Consider the following 19,191-nt stretch of genomic DNA (forward strand, 5'->3'; position numbering starts at 1 on the left):
ACTAAGTGAGTAAACTCTTACCCAGAGGTAGCTCACATGACAAAACCAGTATCAACCAGCAAAGAGATCCGCAAACAGCACTCGCCTGAATTCTGTGAGGAAGCCCTTAAACTGGCTGGGCGCATTGGTGTTACCGCCGCCACCCGCTCAGCCTGTATGAATCACAGCTCAACAGCTGGCGCAATAAATAGCAAAATCAGCTCTCTTATTCTGAACGCGAACAGGCGATGTGCCGGGTACAGCTATCGCGAACACGGCCTGCCGGTGCCAGAGAACCTGCTGAAGCAGGACTTCCGCACCGGCGGTCCGAACCGTAAGTGGGCCGGTGACATTACATACCAGCGCACCGGTGAAGGCTGGCTGTACCTGGCGATGGTCACCGACCTGTGGTCATGCTCCGTTAACCAAACCGGGCAGCGCCCGGCTGCCCGTCTTCGTTATGCCGTGAGCTGTTCAACCACTTCGGCCACGCGGGTAATCGCTTTAATACCGCCGATTCCGGTGCCCAGTGAGATATAGCCTTCATCGGTATTACCTTCCAGCATACCCAGCCGCAGCCCGCGCAGGCCGCCCATTACCCGGCCTATCTCCTCTTTGCTGGCACCCGCGCTATCCATCTCCACCAGCTTTTTGGCCAGCTTGCCTGGTAAAGAGCGGTAGTAGTCCGGCAGAGTACGGAACAGGCTTAAATCCAGCCCGTTAGCGGCGACAATTTTCTCTTTTACCGACTGCGGGACGCGGCTTTCCTCGGTGCTGATAAATACGGAACCGGCGAACACGCCCTCTGCGCCCAGGGCATGGGCCGCCCTGGCCGTGCGCTTATCGACGATCCCACCGGCGGCCAGCACCGGGACATGCTCAACGGCATCGACAATCATCGGAACGATAGAAAACGTACCGAGTACAGTACCTGGCAGAGTGCCGCCTTCGTCAAAACCGGTCGCCACAATAATATCGGCACCGGCGCGCTCCGCTTCGCGGCTGTTTTCAGGCGTTGGATTGATATCGCGATAGATAATTGCGACGCCGGCGGCCTTCAGTTCGGCGAAAAGCGCCGGGATAATGGCACCTTCGCCATAGCCGGTATAGACCACGGCTTTAACCGCTTCTTCCTTAATTACCTTCAGGATGCCGGGCGTCCAGATATCATTTTGCGGCGTCGGAATAAGATTTACGGCGAAGGGCTTTTCGGTTAACCGTTTGGTTTTACGAATCTCTTCACGCATTTTTTCCGCCGTTTCTTCCGGCGTCGATACGGCGGTTTCCGCGGTGAGGCCCGCGTTTGGCCCCAGTACGCCAAGGCCTCCGGCGTTACTGACCGCGGCGACCAGGCGTGCGTCGGTCAGCCAGGAAAGCGGCCCCTGAATCACCGGTTTTTCAATGCCCAGGATCTGACAGATTCGGTTAGTTTTCATGATTTTATTTCCTTGTACATACCCGTCGCACATGCAGCCTGAAGTTTGGCGGGTATAGATCGAACTTGCTGAGTGCAGGCAGTGTATATAGCCTTATTGTTCAGAAAAATAGTGAAAAAAGTAATTCACTGTTATTAAATAAATAACAATGCCTTCTTTAGGGCGTAGTGATACGCATCAGCAGCATGAATCTTTTTGAAAATATTAAGATTTTTATCGAAATTGTCGACTCAGGCAGCTTCACAAAGGCGGCGGAAAACCTGCAGATCCATCGCCCCGCGGTGACCAAAGCCGTGCAGCAGCTTGAGCTGGAGAGCGGCGTGCGGCTGCTCCAGCGCACCACGCGCCGTATCTACCTGACGCCGGAAGGCGAAGAGTTTTACCAGCGCAGTAAGCCTTTGCTTTTACAGGCCGACGATTTGCTGGCGTCCTTTGCGTCAGATCGGGCGCTGCACGGCCAGCTGCGTGTTGACATGCCGGTAGCTTTCGCCCGCCTGGTCGTGGTGCCAAAACTACAGGCGTTTTACGACGCTCATCCAAATCTCACTATTATCCTCAGCAGCTCCGACGTCCGCCGGGATATGCTGCGTGACGGTCTCGACTGTATGCTGCGGGTGGGCGAACTCTTTGACGGAGACTATGTGGCCCGTCCGCTGGGCAGCGTCAGGCGCGTCACCTGCGCCAGCCCGGGCTACCTTGCGCGCTACGGGACGCCGGAGACCCTTGACGATCTGCACCATCATCAGGCGGTAAACTGGATTGTCAGCAATAACCGGAAAGTCATGCCCTGGCACTTTGTGACCGCGCAGGGGGTAAAAGAAATGACGCTCCCCGGCAGGCTGGTCCTCGATAATTCTGAGGTTTATATTACGGCTGGCCTTGAGGGGCTGGGGCTGCTGCAGGGGATGAATTTCTTTTTACAGCCCTATATTGATAGCGGCCAGCTTATTGAGGTCCTGCCGAATTTTCCGTGCCCGTCGCGCAAACTGTCGCTGCTCTATCCACATCGACATTTATCGCACAAGGTGCGGGTATTTGCGCAGTGGCTGGAAGGTCTGCTGGGCGATTGCAACAGGGGCTGACACCGGCGGTTATCACCGGGTTATATACCCTAAATAATTCGAGTTGCATGAAGGCGGCAACGCAGAGAATCCCCGGGAGCTTACTGGAGTAAGTGACCGGGGTGAACGAGGACAAATCGGCTTAGCCGATTTGAACGCCGCTGGCGGCGGCCCTTCAGGGTGAGGCCCCAGCGCCGAATAAAGCCAACGCACATGCAGCCTGAAGTATGACGGGTATACATATATTGAGATGAATATATACCCTTTAATCAGATGGCTACCCTGATTATGTCTTTCCCGGTCAGGCCATGGGCATCAGCAGAGAAAGCTGAAAAAACATGATATTCTCCGGTCAATGATGTCCACATCGTGAGCGTCGTCGCAGTGAGTGATACTGCGAAAGATCAGGATCGAAATGTTTATAAGGGAGAAGAGTATGACAAACAGCCAGCCGCGCCATCCGGCTTTTTTAACCCTGCAGGGCGGTATCAATTTTCGCGATCTGGGGGGGCAGCGTACCGTCGACGGACGCCGTGTACGCTCGGGGAAATTACTCCGTTCCGGCTCGCTGCACAGGATGACAACGGACGATCTGAATCATCTGAACGCGATTCCGCTGCGGCATGTGATTGATTATCGCGACCCGGATGAAGCGAATCGCAGCCCCGATAAGCTTAATGAACTGGCCCACTATCATAACGTTCCCGCCAACCCCTATGTTCACGACGTCAATGCGAAAGTGACCGATTTTGACGCCGGGACGCTTAACGCCCTTAACGGCGAACAATTTATGCTGGAGCTTTATCGCCAGCTGCCGTTCAATAACGCCGCCTATCGCCAGCTTGCCGGATGGCTGATGGAGCCATTCGACGGTGCGCTGTTACAGCACTGCGCGGTCGGTAAAGATCGTACCGGCGTGGGCTGCGCGCTGACGCTGTTCGCTCTCGGCTGCGATAGCCACACGGTGATGGAAGAGTACCTGCTCACCCAGGGAATGCTCACCCAGGTGGAAAACGAGATCGTCAGCACGCTGGGCCAGAGCCTCAGTAAACAGGGGCGACAGAATCTGGCGGATATCCTGACCGTGAAAGAGTCATACCTTATGGCCGCGCTCTCAGCCATCCACGACCGTTATGGCAGCGTTGCCGCCTGGCTAAGCGCGGAATTTCAGCTGACGCCCCAGGCCTGCGCCCTGATGCAGGAAAGGCTGCTTGAAGGCTAACGTAGCGCATCACAGAATCAGGGTGCCTACGCTGTAGCTGCTTTCCTGGGTTTTTCATATCTACCCGCCATACTTCAGGCTGCATGTGCGTTGGCCCAGGGGACTCGTCTCATCTATAGGACTCGCCCTGGCGGGGCCAGCGCCGGTGATTATGCTGTGACCTTTAGCCGGGCTCGGCTGGGCCGTTCAGCTCAGGTACTGCGTGGCTCGCCGGGCATCCGGGAGTGTCAGGCCTTATGGCCCGCGCTGTGCTCCGGGCCTGATTGACTGCCCGCGACGCTCACGAACGGTTAAGGAGCACAGCCCGGTTCTGTTCGGAAACAAGCTGTTCCCATAATTCCTCCGCAACGCCGGTCATTTTGGTCGCGGGGCGATAGAGCCGTATCTCCACAGGAATATTTAAATCATTGTGTTCCGGGGCGGCCGGGCAAATACTCCCGTTTTGCACATCTGCCTCTGCCAGCTTCTGCGGAAGCCAGGCGACGCCATCACCATCTTTTATCATTGCCAGAAGCGTCGCCGCCAGATCGGCCACAAATTCAATTTTCATTCCCCTCTTTATTTTGTTCACTGCTGCGCTATTTGAAATAATTCTTCCAAGTCCTGACTCGGCAGAAAAGGAAAGGTATGAAAACTTTCTTTTGTTTCCTGGCATCCACACGGGTTGCCCGGAGTGGGGATCGATGCCGGTATAAGGCCGCAGAATATCCTGTCCCAGCCTGATGCTTAAAAACTTTTCCTGTTCCAGATTGATGTGCATATGAGGGTGATAATAACATAGCAAAAAATGGGCATCTCCCTGAATAAGCATACGCTCACAGGCGGTGAGGGAGTCTGACATCAACCGGAAAGAGCAGAAGCGGGCAAACGTTTTGTTATTCCTGAGAAGATTCGGAAAAAAGGAAAAAGAAAGTGAATGCGTAGCTGAAAAAATAATATCCGGCTTTGCATTACCGGCAGCCTCCAGCGTCTCATCGCGTAGCATATATAAGCTTCTGATCAGATCCGGGGCCTGCTTAACGAATATTTCTCCTGCCCGGGTTAGCGTGACGCCGCGTCGGTTTCTTTCAAACAGCGTTGTTCCCAGCCATTCTTCAAGCGACTGTATCCGCCGGCTAAATGCTGGCTGTGTCACATATCGCAAAGCTGCTGCTCGCGAGAAATTTAAAGTATCGGCCAGCGCGATACAGTCTTCAAGCCATGTTAGCTCCAGATGATGCTGGTTTTGCATTACAGGGATCCTTATCTGCATTAGAAATAGCCGATTTATGGCCATAATATACCTTAAATAATTCGAGTTGCAGGACAAAACGCAGCGCGTTTTGAACAGCCCCAGGGCTGGCCCCGAAGGGGTGAGGCCCCCGGGTCGAATAAAGCCAATGCACATGCAACTTGAAGTATGACGGGGATATATTCGAAAGCCGGTCATTATGGCCTGCTTAAAAAGCTCCGCAACCTTTATTGCCTACATAATGGCATGACACATTATGTCAGGCCGCCGGCAATGAAAATTCTTTTTTTGATTAACGTATTATTCGGAGGACATATGCGTATCCTGGACGTAGTAGAAGTCACCAGGCCTATTGCTTCCCCCATCCGCAACGCTTATATCGACTTCAGTAAAATGACGACCAGCCTTGTCGCAGTCGTGACTGATGTCGAAGTGGACGGTCGTCGTGTGGTGGGGTATGGGTTTAATTCCAATGGCCGTTATGGTCAGGGCGGCCTTATTCGCGAGCGTTTTCGCGATCGTATTCTGAATGCGGCCCCGGACAGCCTGCTAAATGATAAAGGTGATAACCTTGATCCGCATTGTCTCTGGGATGTCATGATGAGTAACGAAAAGCCCGGCGGTTACGGCGAACGCTCCGTCGCGGTTGGTACGCTGGATATGGCTATTTGGGACGCCACCGCAAAAATTGCAGGAAAACCTCTGTTTCGCCTTCTGGCCGAAATGAAAGGCGTTGAGGCTAATCCCCGCGTGTTTGTTTATGCTGCCGGCGGCTACTATTATCCGGGGAAAGATTTGATCGCCCTGCGGCAGGAGATGCGTGGGTATCTGAACCGTGGTTATACCGTGGTTAAAATGAAAATCGGGGGAGCCGCTATCGAAGAAGATCGCCGTCGCATTGAGGCTGTTCTGCAAGAAATCGGTAGTGAAGCGCGCCTGGCAGTGGATGCAAATGGCCGCTTTGATCTGGAAACGGCTATCGCTTATGCAAAAATGTTGCGTGAGTATCCGCTGTTCTGGTATGAGGAAGCGGGCGATCCGCTGGATTATTCGCTGCAGGCCACGCTCTCTGAATTCTATCCGGGTTCAATGGCAACCGGTGAAAACCTGTTTTCTCATCAGGATGCACGTAATCTGTTACGTTATGGCGGTATGCGTCCCGATCGAGATTATCTGCAGTTCGACTGCGCGCTTTCCTACGGTCTGGTGGAATATTTACGCACCCTGGATGTGCTTAAGCAGTATGGCTGGTCGCCATCCCGCTGTATACCCCACGGCGGGCACCAGATGTCCCTGAACATCGCTGCGGGGCTGGGCCTTGGCAGTAATGAAAGCTATCCTGACTTATTCCAGCCTTATGGCGGTTTTCCGGACTCCGTTAACGTTGAAGACGGTCATATCATCATGCCGGAACTGCCGGGGATCGGCTTTGAAGGTAAATTCGATCTCATCAAAGAAATGCGGGCGTTGGCTGAATAAAACAGGCTGTTAAAAAGTAATAATATTTCCGGATTCCCTTCTTTCTGATAAAGCAGGAAGGGAGCAGATTTATACCCGTCATACTTCAGGGTGCCGGTTTGGGCACCTGAATAGCTATCCGTCGCGCGATAAAAATTATGCCCGGCGTGACGCGGGACGTTTTGCTGACGCAGGATCGGGGCCGCGTCAGCGTCGTCAGGCGGCCCGTTCTGTTTAGCTGAAGCTTATGACGCCGCGGGGCCTGACCGAGGGGAGCTTTCATTACAGCCGGGCGCGGAAACGGCGCAGCTTGTCAAATAGCGCGGCGGTAACGGCAAGAGGAGAGAGTATTTTCCGTCCTGGTATAAGCGACCAAAAATGCTACCCCCTGAAAAAACAGGGGGCAAGATATTACTTATAATTATTTGATATCCGTCGTGCTTTAGTAATTTTTTATATTTTAAGTGCTTCTTACATTCTGTACCCGGCACCTTTAATGGTAGATAATCACTGGTGGATTTATCCCTGGTACTGGTCTTTGCCCACCTGAGTGCTATTAACCAGGCACTTTTTGAGTATAAAGAAGGCCAGACATAAAAAAAAGCTGTCCTAAAAGACAGGGGATAATAATTTCAGCATGTTATTATCAGGAATGATGAATGAGCTCTTTTGTTGAATTTTTGTTGCTTGATTATGATGAGTTGCCCTCAGGATTTGCCCGTGAACTTTACCAGCTGCGCAAAAAAACATTTTGTGAGCGGCTTGACTGGAAAGTTGATTGCATAAATGGCCTGGAAAAAGATCGGTTTGACAATGAAAATACGACTTATCTTTTGGGGATAAATGAAGGGCACTTACTGTGCGGAGCGCGATTTATCGAAGCGACGCAGCCTACGATGATCGGCGAAATATTTCATGAATATTTTCATAATATCACCCTCCCCACGGATATTCCCTGCTGTGAAGTCAGCCGCCTCTTTTTAGATAAGGACCGGCGAGATTCCGGAAACCTCCGGGGGTTGCCTGCCAGCAAGGCGCTGTTTCTGGCGATGATATTTTATTGCATGAAGAAAGGCTATCGGGGAATGTATGCCGTTGCCAGCCGCGGCATGTATGCCATATTTCGCCGTGCTAACTGGAAAATAGACGTTATTCAGGAAGGGCTTTCTGAGAAAGGAGAAGCTATTTACTATATTTTCATGCCTGCCAGTGAAAGCGCGATCGAAGACATTATCAGCAAAGACCGGGCCAGCGGCTGGCTTCGCGAGATGTGTCAACAGCTAAGCCGTCTGTAAATAGCGGTTGGCGGGAGCTCAGTTATCCAGCAATCTGAGCTCCATCCCCAGTTTTACCGCGTGCCGGGCGTTGTTGACTCCAAGCTTCTTCATCGCATTACTCATATGAAATTTTACGGTTCGCTCCGTAATCGACAAAATCACGGCAACTTCAGCGTAAGTTTTCCCCGAACTGACCCATTTCAGGATCTGCTGTTCGCGAGGCGATAAAAAGACGTTCTTCTTCTGGTTAACTTTGCTGTAAAGGTTGAGGGTTTTCTGATGTAGCTGAACAAGAAAAAGCATAATATGTGAGCGGCATAAATTCATCTCAATACCGGAATCTTTCTGGCTGATAATCGACAGTACCACAAGATTGTTCATATAGTCATGCAGCGGGAACGTTCGCCCCTGGTACACGTTATGTTCATAACTTTCGTTAAAGATGCGGGTAAGATTGTAACCGCTTGTCAGCGATACCTTATTCTCCCAGAAAAAATCTTCAACACTGCTTAACGCCCTAATAATTACCGGATCAATAAATTGATATTTTCTTTCAAGATAGATGTTGAACCATGTCGGATTGTTATTAAAGATACGCATTTGTGAGGGATCTTTCTTGTTCATAATTGCATAGGCGTAGGTTATGCATTTATAATCCTTAAAAAAATCATGCAGATCATTCTGGATTAACGCATTGATCTTTTTATCGTTGTAATAGGTATCCTTCACGTCGGTGGCTGCCTCTGGAGTAGGGGGGAAGTATAGCGTGCCTCTTTATCTTTTAAAAAGATAGAGAGTACATCAATAATGTAAAAGTAATATCTGCGTTATTGCGCAATAGCGGCAACAGATCACAGTTTGCCCTGGCCATAGCTCTGCCAGCGTTTTGTCTACGCTGTTTTACCCAGTGCGCCGTAAAGCCCCGTCCTTTAGGGCGGGGAGGATGTCAATGTATCAGCTGTCGATGGATGAAGGCGAAACGCGGCTGCAGAAGCTGAACTAACTCACCGGGCCGCAGGCGGCGGTGGGTTTCAGGGGAGCGATAAAATTTCTGTATTTTCCCCCCTCGCTTTATCCCACCCGCCGCGCGGTGTCGGATAAGCGACGTATACGCCCCGGGGCAGGTAAATTATGCGATCGTTTCACCTTTATAGTTTTGCGTGCTTAACCCTATCCCAAATAGCATTGAAATATATATTATTGGCACAAAGTATTTTCCCGAATACTTTGTTTCTCACGACGTATCGCCAGTAGGGAAGCAACAATAGATATGGAGCTGAAAATCATGGCCAGATACCAGATTCCGCGATATTCAAAATTGTACCCGGCATCAGCAACAGAGAACTTATTTGCCATAAATCCACTATAAGCTAACGCTGAAGCGCCAATTAACTGACCGACCGTATTCACCATCCCCATTAACGCGCCACCGGTTTTGACTGGCCAAATTTCGGCGACGGCCGCATTAACCAGAGGGAACATATTAATGGCTGCGCCGATGACGAAAACCAGCACTGCAAACATCAGGGTGGATGGCATCTGATGACTTAATATAAACATCGATAGCGTAATGAAGATATGAAAACAGGCGATAATAAGCGTTCTTGGCACGTTATAACGCACCAGCAGGACATCAGATAATTTGCCAAATAACGGCGTTCCCAGAATACGCCCCGCAATATATACCGATGCCATCATGCCGCCGGCTACCATCGCTTCGACGTTTGATAAACCCTGAGTCTGTTTGTAATAAGCAGCGGCATAAATGGGGAGCCAGGCGGGAAGGAGGCGTAAAGAGACCGTAAAGCCCTGCCAGGCAAACGTAATTATCCAGAACCACGGGTCGCGTAACGCGCTGAGCAGGGCGGCTTTATAGCTGCGATCTTTTACCTGTTTACGTGTCTCCTGCTCGACAACGGATGGCAGCCCTAAATCCGCTGGATCTGAGCGCATACCAATAAAGCATAACAGCATGATTACCAGAGTCACGAAGGTCATGATTAGCGTGGAAGCGCGCCAGGAGCTAAGGCCAAAAAACGTGGCTCCGCCAACCATAAATAATGAGATCAGGGGCATTAATAAAAATGACCAAAGCTCACCTATGCCACCGCCCGTACCCGAGAAGATATTTAAAACCATACCTCGCTCTTTTTTCGTGAACCACCGTGAGAGTACCGCCATGCAAGGAACAAAGGTTGCTGCGCCAACAAACCCCATTAAGGCTCTGATAATAATAGCGGTATGATATCCCCCCGCATAGGCGAAGAGAGAGAACATCACGGCAGTGAGCAGAATACCTACAGAGATAACTCTTCTGCCACCCCAGATATCGGTAAGGGTTCCCCAGGGGCTTTGACCAATAGCGTAAGCGTAGAAAAATGCGGACCCCAGAATCCCCAGCTCTTCTTTACCTATATGCCACTCACCAACCAGGTACTGAGAAATACCGGTATAATTCCAGCGCACCAGATTTCCCGATGAATAGGCAAGTATACACATAACTAATACAATCCATTTGTACCAACTTTTCTTATAAAAAATGGTCATAGTATCCCTTTCGATTTTTTCTGTACTTTAATTAATCGATCAGTAACCTCGCACCGATCGAGAGGATTTCCTGTCTTATTTTTTCTTCAGGTATTTGATGTTTAAATAGATCGAAAGCTTTCTGATAGTTGAAGGCGTTTTCAAATCGGGTATGCGGCCAGTCGCTTCCCCACAATAAATGCGAGGTGCCAAATTCCTGAAGCAGAAGGGGAATTAAAGGTGCTACATTCTTATCGGCAGTTGCCGGGTTACCATTGCGATAGGCACCAGATAATTTTAGCCAGATTTTATGCGTGGCAGCATGTTTAAGTAAAAACTGAAACCCAGGATCGTCTTGTTGATATTCCTGAGACGGTAAGCCAAAGTGATCAACAACGATTTTTACTTCTGCCTTAAGTAAAGGACGAATTAAATCGGGTAAATCTCTTGCCTCCCGATGCAGCTCAACGTGCCAGCCAAGCGCTTTTATATGGCCAAAGAGTTTTTGCCATGCTGGTAGCGTAAGATCGGGCAAAGCCGTTCCTATCAGATTCAGACGAATACCAATAACCCCTGACTCCGCCATTGCATCCAGTTCTGCGTGTGCAATGCCTGGCTCTACCACTGCGACGCCGCGGAATCGCGTTGGATAACGGCGCAGAGCTTCCAGCATATAGTGATTATCCGTGCCGAGGAAGCTGGGTTGGACCAATATACCCATATCGATACCAAACCGGTCTAAATGGGCAATGTAGTCCTCTGGCGTGGCGTCGTAATCAGGTACATAACGACAGTGCTGCGCCAGCGGCAGCCCACGAACAAAAACATGTGCATGTGTATCAAAAATCATTTTATCTGTGTATGCCCGACCACAAGCGGAGAGGAAATCTGCTAGAATGCCGTATCATCATTCTCAATGTTGCATAGTTGACTATGCAACCTGGTGCGAAGGATTAGTTTGAGATGCATCGCAATTTGCCTGTCTACGTGCAGATCCGAGAAACATTACGCAAGGGGATCGCACAAAATGTATATAAACAAGGCGAGCGCTTACCCTCTGAAAATGAACTCGCTGGACAATTTAATACTACGCGGGCAACGGTTGTTCATGCGATGCAGGGCTTACTTACGGATGGGTTGATTGAACGTGTAAGAGGGCGGGGAACCTTTGTCAAAAGTCCCGCTGTTGTCACGGTTATGAATACGCAAACGCTTGGTTATTTTGAAAAAGATCTGATTGGCGTTGATAAACATCTGGAGTATCAGCTTGTAGAGTTTGGCCCTGTTGCAACATCAGCGCTGTTGCAGACAAAGCTGATGCTTTCCAGAAAGGAAAGTATTCACCGACTTTTAAGGCTTCGCCTGATTAATCAGCAGCCCATCGCCCTTGAAATTCGCTATATGCCCTCCATCATCGCCCTGCAAATTGATAAGAAAGCGCTGGAAGCGGACGCGCTGCAAAATATATTTCAACACCTGCTGGGAATCGACATACAAACCATCGCTAATCAGGTACGGGTAGCCCTTCCCGGCCAGGAGGCCGCCCGGCGGCTTAAAATAAAACGCTCCCGTCCGATCCTCGTACGGCAACATACCTGTTTCACATCGGACAACAAACCGATGTTATGGGGAGAAACGCTCTATCGGGAAGAGTATGAAATTCACTATACGTCTCATCGGCAGGCAGACGCAGAATAGCGCCGCTCCGCTTTTTGCGCTATTTCCCGGGGGGCCGTACTCCTGAAGCCCATGGCTATAACGGCGGCTTAACGTGTGTCCCTGGAGGCCAAGCAGCGCCGGGGCCGGGCGCGAGCCTGTTCCGGATGCGCGGCGAGTCACGGGGCAACGAGCCTGAATGGCCCCGGCCCTGCGTCGACGTCCGGTTAAGGGACGCAGCCTGGTAAATTAGCCGCCGCCCCAGCCCCGGTTAATGGCTCTACGCTACTCGTTTCATCTAACGCCCGCGGGCGTTTTGTCTGCATGCTGTACCTCGCCCACCCGCTCCGCCCTTTGCTGCAGATTTACAATATCGACCCTCGGCGAAAGCGCGTTCCGGTTCCGGACCGCGCGGCCTGACGGCGTTGGCGCGGATAAACTTTCCCGCAATTGGGGTTGATAACGTTGATATTGCTTTTATCGGGCGTAAAATCCATGGCGCAAATATTACAGAGACATACCGCGCGGGCGCGGTTTTATGCCCTAAATAATTCGAGCTGCAGGACAAAACGCAGCGTGTTTTGAACAGCCGTAGCGCTGGCCCCGAAGGAGTGAGGCCACAGGCCGAATCACGCGGCGACGCAGTGACAAATTCGTCAGGAACGAATTTGAACAGCCGCAGGCTGCCTCTGGTGAGAGGCAGGGATGTCTCTCATTAATCCCCTGGAGCGTGCATAAATGGGTGACTGGGGTGAGCGAGGACAGATCGGCTTAGCCGATTTGAACGCCGCTGGCGGCGGCCTTTCAGGGTGAGGCCTCCGGGCCGAATAAAGCCAACGCATATACAGCCTGAAGTATGACAGGTATAGCCAAAAAGGGAATTGAGATGATGCATTCTGTTAAATAAAACATCCCATGATGATAAGAGGATCTTTATGAATAGTGAAATGTTAAGCAGGGGTGAGGCTTTTTTTAACGTGCTGGCGCGGATCGCCAATACAAAAATGCTGGTGGCGTTAAAAGATGGCTTTGTATTAACCATGCCCGCCACGCTGATTGGCTCGCTTTTTTTACTGGTGGCCAATATTCCCATTGAAGGCTATCAGGATTTTATGGTCTCTCTTTTTGGTGCCGGCTGGGATGTGGGTATCAATAAGGTCGTCAGCTCCACCTTTGATATTATCGCCATCATCTCGGTGTTAGGTATCTCTTATCACTATGCAAAAAATGAAAATGTCGACGGTATCTCCAATGCGATTACGGCGCTGATTGCCTTTTTAATCGTCACCTCCTCATCGGTTACCGCCGACGGTAAAGAGATTGACGCCATTATTCCGAAGCTGTGGACCGGCGGGCAGGGCGTGATTACCGCCATTATTATCAGCCTGCTTTCCTCGCTCATCTTCTGTTTTTTTGTGAAGCGGAAAATAACCATAAAAATGCCCTCCGGCGTGCCGGAAGGGGTGGCCAACGCCTTCATTGCGGTGATCCCCGGCGTGGTTATTATGCTGCTGTCGATGCTGGCCTTTATCTTCTTCCGCTCGCTGAACACGACGCTGACGGAGTTCATCTTTAACGTTCTGCAGACGCCGATGCAGATGCTGACCGATACCTATATCGGCGCGCTGATCATGGTCTTTTTGTGCGCGCTGCTGTTCTGGATGGGGCTGCACGGGCCGAATATCGTGATGGGGCCGATTCTTCCGGTGCTGACGGCCAACTCGCTGGTGAACGCGGAGCTGGCCGCTAAGGGGGCGCTCTCCATCTCAGCCGGTGCCTACATCATGACCCCGCAGGTCCTTGATTACTTTGTGAAGACCGGCGGCACCGGCGTTACCCTCGGCCTGCTGATCGCGGCGATCCTGCGCGCCAGGTCGAAGCAGATGAAGGATATTTCCCGGCTGGCGCTGCTGCCCGGCCTGTTTAATATTAACGAGCCGGTAATTTTCGGCCTGCCGATTGTTTATAACTTTATTATGCTCATTCCTTTCTTATGTGTGCCGGTTATTACGTTAACCATTATTTATTTTGCGATAGCCAGCGGTTTTTTACCGCCGTTTACCGCGGTTCAGGTTCCCTGGACGATGCCGCCCATTCTTTCGGGCTTTATTCTGCAGGGCGGCAGGGGCGTGATGATACAGCTGCTAATCATTGTTGTTTCAACGGTTATCTATTATCCGTTTATGGTCATGCAGGACCGGCTCTATCTGGCGAAAGAAAAGGCGCAGCCGCTCGCGGGGTAACCCTCGTTTTCAGTAAAAGGTGAGTTTATGAAAAATATTGTATTACTGTGCAGTTCCGGGATGTCAACCAGCATGCTGGTCAGCAAAATGCGCCAGGTTGCGGCGGAAAAAGGCTATGCGTGCGAAATAAACGCCTATGCCTCCAGCGAAGCGACCCTGCGGGGTAAGGACGCCAGCATTATTCTGCTGGGGCCGCAAATACGATTCCAGTTAAAAGAGATCCAGCAAAAGGTCCCCTGCCCGGTGGAGGTGATTAATATGGCCGACTACGGCACGCTGAATGCCAATAACATTCTGCAAAACGTCATGAAAATCGTCGGCTGAGTCGCTTAACCAGGGGCGTTGACGCAGAGCCGGGAGATTCCGACCCGCCGCCGCGCCTGCCTGAGCAGACCAGTCAGAATAGCCGTCAGCGACGCGCGCGGCTTACAGAAGCGCAGAGAGTGAAATGGGGGAAGCAGTGGAACAAAAAAAATTAAAAATCGTCACCATCGGCGGCGGCAGCACCTATACGCCGGAGCTGATTGAGGGGTTTATCAAGCGCTATGACGAGCTGCCGGTGAGCGAAATGTGGCTGGTAGACGTCGAGGAAGGGCAAGAGAAGCTGGAAATTGTCGGCAGGCTGGCCCAGAGAATGTGGGACGCGACGCCCTGGAAGGTTAAGGTGCATTTAACGCTGGATCGCCAGCAGGCCTTAAAGGACGCCGACTTTGTAACCACGCAGTTTCGCGTCGGGCTGCTGGAAGCGCGGATAAAAGACGAAAGAATCCCCTTTTCCTACGGGCTGCTGGGCCAGGAAACCAACGGTGCCGGCGGGATTTTCAAGGCGTTAAGAACCATTCCGCTTATCCTCGAGATCGTCAACGAAATGGCCGCGCTGTGCCCGAACGCCTGGCTTATCAACTTTACCAATCCCAGCGGCATGGTCACCGAGGCTATCCTTCGCTACAGCAGCTGGCGGCGGGTTATCGGCCTGTGCAACGTGCCGGTCAACGCGATGATGAAAGAGCCGGCAACCATCAACGCCGCCCTGGCGGAGCTTACCTACAAATTCGCCGGGTTAAACCATTTCCACTGGCATCGCGTTCTTGATAATCAGGGCCAGGACGTTACTGCGGACATCATCAGCGCCATGTTCCGTAATGAAGATACGGGCATTCCGGCGAATATCCATAAGGTTCCCTTTATGCAGGAGCAGCTGGAGCAGATGAACCTGCTGCCCTGCGGCTATCATCGCTACTACTATCGCCAGGAGGAGATGCTACAGCGCGGTATTGAAGAGTATCAGACCGTGGGCACCCGGGCGGAGCAGGTGAAAGAGATGGAAACCGCGCTTCTGCAGCTTTACCAGGACCCGACGCTCCAGACCAAACCCGAGCTTCTGCTAAAGCGGGGCGGGGGATACTATTCCGACGCCGCCTGCGAGGCCATCTCCGCGCTGTATAACAATAAAAACACCCATATCGTCGTTTCCACCCGCAATGACGGTGCCGTGCCGGATCTGGATGACGACTGCGCGGTGGAGGTATCCTGCTTTATCGGATCGGCGGGGGCGCTCCCCATCGCCTTCGGCCGGCTGGCCCCCGCCGAGCGCGGCTGGCTGCAGCTGATGAAAAACATGGAGCTGTGCGTCTGCGAGGCGGCGGTCACCGGCAACTACGGGCTGGTTCTGCAGGCCTTCCTGATGAATCCGCTGATACCGGGCGGTGCCACCGCTAAGCGGGTCATGGACGAGCTGTTTATCGCGCACCGGCGCTTCCTGCCGCGCTTTAAGGCGGCTATCGACAGGCTGCAGGACGTTGAGATCAAAGACCCCATCGCCCGCGGTCTGAGTGAATAACCGGGCGCAGGGCGGGGAGCCGGGTATGCACTGTTTAGGCATAGATATCGGCGGCAGCTTTATCAAGTACGCCGTGATTGACGACAGCAACAGGATCCTCCGGGCCTGGCGGAAGCCGACGCTCCGCTTCAGCGCCGCGTCATCCTTTTATGACTACCTCTGCCAGGATATTGAGCGTTCCGCTTTTCGCCTGGCGGGGGTCAGCGCGCCCGGCGTCATCGACCGCGCGGGGAGGGTGCTCTCCCGGGCCGCCGCCAGCGTCGAGGTGATGTGCGGAACCTGCGTGGATGCGGAGATCGGTAAAAGGCTCAACCTGCCGGTCAGAACGCTCAATGACGGCAGGGCCGCCGCGTACTGCGAGCTGAGGTTAGGCAATGGCAGGCAGACCCGCTCCAGCGCCTACTGGATCATCGGCACCGGCATCGGCGGCTGCCTCTGCCAGGGCGAGCGGATCGTTTCCGGTGAAGACGGCATCGCCGGGGAATTTTCCCATCTGCCCCTGGCCATTGAGAGCGGCAGGCTGCGCGGGATCGGCAGCGTCGCCTCCGCCAAAGCCCTGCTTGAGGCCTATAACGCCGCCGTGCCGGAGGCGCAAAAAACGCAGAGCGGCAGGATCGTCTGCGAAAGATACCTCGACGGCGAGCCGCAGGCGCGGGCGGTGATGGAGGCGTGGTGCCAGCACAACGTGATGGGGTTGTATATGCTCACCCTGATCTATAACCCGGAGGTGATATGCATCGGCGGGGCGATCAGCCAGCAGGGCTGGCTGATCCAGAAGCTGCACGAGGGCTATTATGCGGTGCACTCGCGGTTCGACAAGCTGATTACCACCCGGATAGTGGGCTGTAAGTACGCCCGACATGCGAACGTGCTGGGGGCCGTGCTGCACGCCAGGGACGCTCTTTGCCCGGCGTGAGCCCGCGCGCTAATCCCCCGCTTCCGGGCGGGGATCGGCCACGCGCAGCGTCATTTTCAGCGCCAGCGACTCGCCTTTTCTCAGCATCCGCAGCCCCGGCCTGCCGGGGAGATGATGCGCGTTGACCGGATGCGTCTGCGGCTCCAGGCAAATAAAATCGTCTTTACCGTTCTGGTAAACCATCAGCCAGGGCGTATCGCTTTTTATTTCGATGCGCCTGAAGCGGTTGCTTATCGCCGCCGCGCCGCTCCAGCCGGAGTAGCAGTTATTGATCCACACGCCGGGCGCGGCCCGGGGCCGCGAAAAATCTCTGTCTGCCGGGATCGCTTCACGCCACGCGCCGGGCAGATGGTTTTCTTCCTCGCTCCACATGCCGGTGGCGGAAAACTGCACCCGGTCCTCCGGCGTCAGCAGGAAAAACGGGTGCAGCCCCGCGCCGTAGGGCATCGACTCCTCGCCGAGGTGGGTCAGGGTTAACGTCGTCTCAAAGCGATTATCCGCCAGCGTCCAGGCGATCTGCGCGGCGTAGCGGTAGCCCGCCAGCTCTTCCGGCGCGCAGCCCAGGGTCAGGGCGTGCGCGGTTTGCTTAACCACCTGCCAGCGGGTCAGCCAGCCGTTGCCGTGAAGATAGAACGGATCGCCGAACGGCTGCGGCGGCAGGGAGCAGCGCCTGTCGCCTACGGTGAAACGGTTGCCGGCGATCCGGTTGGCGAAGGGCAGCATCGGAAACATCGCCGATTCCCCCGGATGCCACGCCGGGTTTTCCGCCCACGGCCGCAGGAGATGGCCGCCGCGGTCCGCGTCCTCCAGGCTCAGCAGGCACGCGCCGCTGTCGGCGATCCGCGCCCGCAGACGCGGATTTTCAAGGGTAAAGATGTTCATCTGTTCTCCGGTCAGCGCGCCTGCCCGCTGGCGGAGGCCAGGGCGGAGCGCCGCGCCGGATTCAGCATCGTCTGCTCCAGGGCCTCCAGGGAGACGCCTTTGGTTTCCGGAATTTTGCGCAAGATAAAGATAAACCCAAGGGCGCAGATGATACCGTACAGCAGGAAGCTGCCGGCCGCGCCGAGGCCGGCGTTAAGCAGCGGGAAGGTGTAGGTCAGCACAAAGCAGGCGATCCACAGGGCCAGGGTGCCGAGGGACATCGCCAGGCCGCGAACCCGCGCCGGGAAGATTTCCGACAGCAGCACCCAGGTGACCGGGGCAAGCGTAAGGGCGTAGACCGCGATGGCCGCCAGCACCAGCAGCAGGACGGGCAGGCCCATCATCCCCGTGGCGTAGGCGGCGGCGATGGCGGCATAGATCAGCGTCAGCCCGCCGGCACCAATCAGCATCAGCTTCCGGCGACCGACCTTATCCACCAGCGGCAGGGCAATAATGGTGAAGATCAGGTTAATAAGCCCGGTCGCCACGATGGACTTCAGGGTGCTGTTGATATCAAACCCGGCGGAGGCAAAAATTTCCTGCGCGTAGTTGAAGATGACGTTAATCCCGCACCACTGCTGGAACACGGCGATAACCATGCCGACGATGAGGATCGGGCGGACGTTTTTTTCCAGCAGGGCGCTCAGGCGCACCTTTTGCGCATCCGCCCCGGTTGTGGCGACGGCGGCCTCGATCTCGCTAAAGGTCTCTTCCGCGTAGCGGTCGTTGCCAATTCTGGCGAGCATTGCTTTAGCGCGCTGCGCTTTGCCCGCGCGCACCAGCCAGCGGGGAGATTCCGGCACCAGGAACATCAGCACCAGGAAAGCGACCGCCGGTACGACGCCGGCTCCGAACATCCAGCGCCAGCCCAGTTGGCCGTTCCAGCTCTGCTGGATGTCGAGCAGCGTGGCGTCCGACGCCACGGGGCGGGCAATCAGCAGGTTGACGATCTGCGCGGCGAGAACGCCGATAACAATGGTCAGTTGGTTAACGGCGACGAAGCGGCCCCGTTTGGCCGACGGGCTGATTTCAGCGATGTACAGCGGGCTGATGGCCGAGGCGATACCGATGCCTGCCCCCCCGACGATACGAAAAGTAATAAACACGTCGAAATGGGTGGAGAGTGCGATCCCCAGCGCGGAGGCGGTAAATAACAGGGCGGAGAGGATCAGCGGCAGCCTGCGGCCAAACCGGTCGGCCAGCCAGCCGGCGCTCATGGCCCCGAAAATGCAGCCCACCAGCGCCGAGCTCATCGCCCAGCCGGAGGTCGCCGGATCGGTAATGTTAAAGTAAGCCTCGTAGAACGGCTTAGCGCCGCCAACCACCACCCAGTCAAAACCAAACAATAAGCCGCCGCAGGCCGCCACCAGACATATCATCCAGACGTAGCCCATATGCAGCTGATGTGGATCGTTTTTCATATCC

At 53.9% G+C, this 19,191-nt stretch carries 16 protein-coding genes and 1 pseudogene; 10 read left to right on the forward strand and 7 right to left on the reverse strand.

The window, feature by feature from the left end:
• Positions 1-36: 36 nt before the first annotated feature.
• Positions 37-453, forward strand: a pseudogene (locus tag GJV78_RS03015) (hypothetical protein); the annotation flags it as partial.
• On the opposite strand, the gene GJV78_RS03020 reads toward GJV78_RS03015, so the two are convergent.
• A complete protein-coding gene (locus tag GJV78_RS03020) occupies positions 438-1,415 on the reverse strand; it encodes an NAD(P)H-dependent flavin oxidoreductase (RefSeq protein ID WP_155106935.1) in 978 nt (325 codons plus the stop codon). The pseudogene GJV78_RS03015 and the gene GJV78_RS03020 sit on opposite strands and share 16 nt — an antisense overlap.
• Before the next feature lie 185 nt (positions 1,416-1,600).
• Here GJV78_RS03020 and GJV78_RS03025 point away from each other — a divergent pair, with 185 nt between their 5' ends.
• Together GJV78_RS03025 and GJV78_RS03030 are read left to right on the forward strand one after the other, a co-directional pair.
• Positions 1,601-2,497 carry a LysR family transcriptional regulator gene (locus GJV78_RS03025; protein WP_155106936.1) on the forward strand — a complete coding sequence of 299 codons (897 nt, stop codon included), beginning with the start codon at positions 1,601-1,603 and terminating at the stop codon, positions 2,495-2,497.
• A 415-nt stretch (positions 2,498-2,912) separates the two neighbouring features.
• A complete protein-coding gene (locus tag GJV78_RS03030; protein WP_155106937.1) occupies positions 2,913-3,698 on the forward strand; it encodes a tyrosine-protein phosphatase in 786 nt (261 codons plus the stop codon).
• 280 nt (positions 3,699-3,978) lie between these two features.
• On the opposite strand, the gene GJV78_RS03035 is transcribed toward GJV78_RS03030, so the two are convergent.
• Positions 3,979-4,929 carry a LysR family transcriptional regulator gene (locus GJV78_RS03035; RefSeq protein ID WP_155106938.1) on the reverse strand — a complete coding sequence of 317 codons (951 nt, stop codon included), beginning with the start codon at positions 4,927-4,929 and terminating at the stop codon, positions 3,979-3,981.
• Between the two features lie 315 nt (positions 4,930-5,244).
• Between GJV78_RS03035 and GJV78_RS03040 the strand changes: the two genes are divergently transcribed.
• On the forward strand, positions 5,245-6,408 hold the full coding sequence (locus GJV78_RS03040) for a mandelate racemase/muconate lactonizing enzyme family protein (protein ID WP_155107084.1): 1,164 nt from the start codon (positions 5,245-5,247) through the stop codon (positions 6,406-6,408).
• Positions 6,409-7,046: 638 nt separating this feature from the next.
• Positions 7,047-7,682: an acyl-homoserine-lactone synthase gene (locus tag GJV78_RS03045; protein ID WP_155106939.1), complete on the forward strand. Its 636-nt coding sequence runs from the start codon at positions 7,047-7,049 to the stop codon at positions 7,680-7,682.
• A gap of 18 nt (positions 7,683-7,700) precedes the next feature.
• Here GJV78_RS03045 and GJV78_RS03050 read toward each other — a convergent pair whose 3' ends face one another.
• From GJV78_RS03050 to GJV78_RS03060, 3 genes are all read right to left on the reverse strand, one after another.
• The gene (locus tag GJV78_RS03050; RefSeq protein ID WP_167519344.1) at positions 7,701-8,393 is read right to left on the reverse strand and encodes a helix-turn-helix transcriptional regulator; all 693 of its coding nucleotides are present in this window, start codon (positions 8,391-8,393) and stop codon (positions 7,701-7,703) included.
• A gap of 468 nt (positions 8,394-8,861) precedes the next feature.
• Positions 8,862-10,211, reverse strand: coding sequence for an MFS transporter (locus GJV78_RS03055; protein WP_155106940.1), 1,350 nt, complete (start codon positions 10,209-10,211; stop codon positions 8,862-8,864).
• A 31-nt stretch (positions 10,212-10,242) separates the two neighbouring features.
• Positions 10,243-11,040: an amidohydrolase family protein gene (locus GJV78_RS03060; protein WP_155106941.1), complete on the reverse strand. Its 798-nt coding sequence runs from the start codon at positions 11,038-11,040 to the stop codon at positions 10,243-10,245.
• Positions 11,041-11,153: 113 nt separating this feature from the next.
• Here GJV78_RS03060 and GJV78_RS03065 point away from each other — a divergent pair, with 113 nt between their 5' ends.
• From GJV78_RS03065 to GJV78_RS03085, 5 genes are all read left to right on the forward strand, one after another.
• Entirely contained in the window at positions 11,154-11,888 is a 735-nt protein-coding gene (locus GJV78_RS03065; RefSeq protein WP_155106942.1) for a GntR family transcriptional regulator, read from the forward strand.
• Positions 11,889-12,781: 893 nt separating this feature from the next.
• Positions 12,782-14,089, forward strand: coding sequence for a PTS sugar transporter subunit IIC (locus tag GJV78_RS03070; RefSeq protein WP_155106943.1), 1,308 nt, complete (start codon positions 12,782-12,784; stop codon positions 14,087-14,089).
• Between the two features lie 27 nt (positions 14,090-14,116).
• Positions 14,117-14,413 (forward strand): PTS sugar transporter subunit IIB, encoded by a 297-nt coding sequence (locus GJV78_RS03075; RefSeq protein WP_155106944.1) that lies wholly within the window; start codon positions 14,117-14,119, stop codon positions 14,411-14,413.
• 136 nt (positions 14,414-14,549) lie between these two features.
• Positions 14,550-15,929 carry a 6-phospho-beta-glucosidase gene (locus GJV78_RS03080; RefSeq protein WP_330998776.1) on the forward strand — a complete coding sequence of 460 codons (1,380 nt, stop codon included), beginning with the start codon at positions 14,550-14,552 and terminating at the stop codon, positions 15,927-15,929.
• Positions 15,930-15,954: 25 nt separating this feature from the next.
• Complete coding sequence (locus tag GJV78_RS03085; protein WP_155106946.1) at positions 15,955-16,845, forward strand: ROK family protein; 891 nt, start codon at positions 15,955-15,957, stop codon at positions 16,843-16,845.
• A gap of 9 nt (positions 16,846-16,854) precedes the next feature.
• Here GJV78_RS03085 and GJV78_RS03090 read toward each other — a convergent pair whose 3' ends face one another.
• Together GJV78_RS03090 and GJV78_RS03095 are read right to left on the reverse strand one after the other, a co-directional pair.
• Positions 16,855-17,727 (reverse strand): aldose 1-epimerase, encoded by an 873-nt coding sequence (locus tag GJV78_RS03090; protein ID WP_155106947.1) that lies wholly within the window; start codon positions 17,725-17,727, stop codon positions 16,855-16,857.
• A gap of 11 nt (positions 17,728-17,738) precedes the next feature.
• Complete coding sequence (locus GJV78_RS03095) at positions 17,739-19,187, reverse strand: sugar porter family MFS transporter (protein WP_155106948.1); 1,449 nt, start codon at positions 19,185-19,187, stop codon at positions 17,739-17,741.
• Between the last annotated feature and the right edge of the window lie 4 nt (positions 19,188-19,191).

This window comes from Intestinirhabdus alba (assembly GCF_009711095.1).
In the GTDB taxonomy this organism is placed as follows: Bacteria; Pseudomonadota; Gammaproteobacteria; order Enterobacterales; family Enterobacteriaceae; genus Intestinirhabdus; species Intestinirhabdus alba.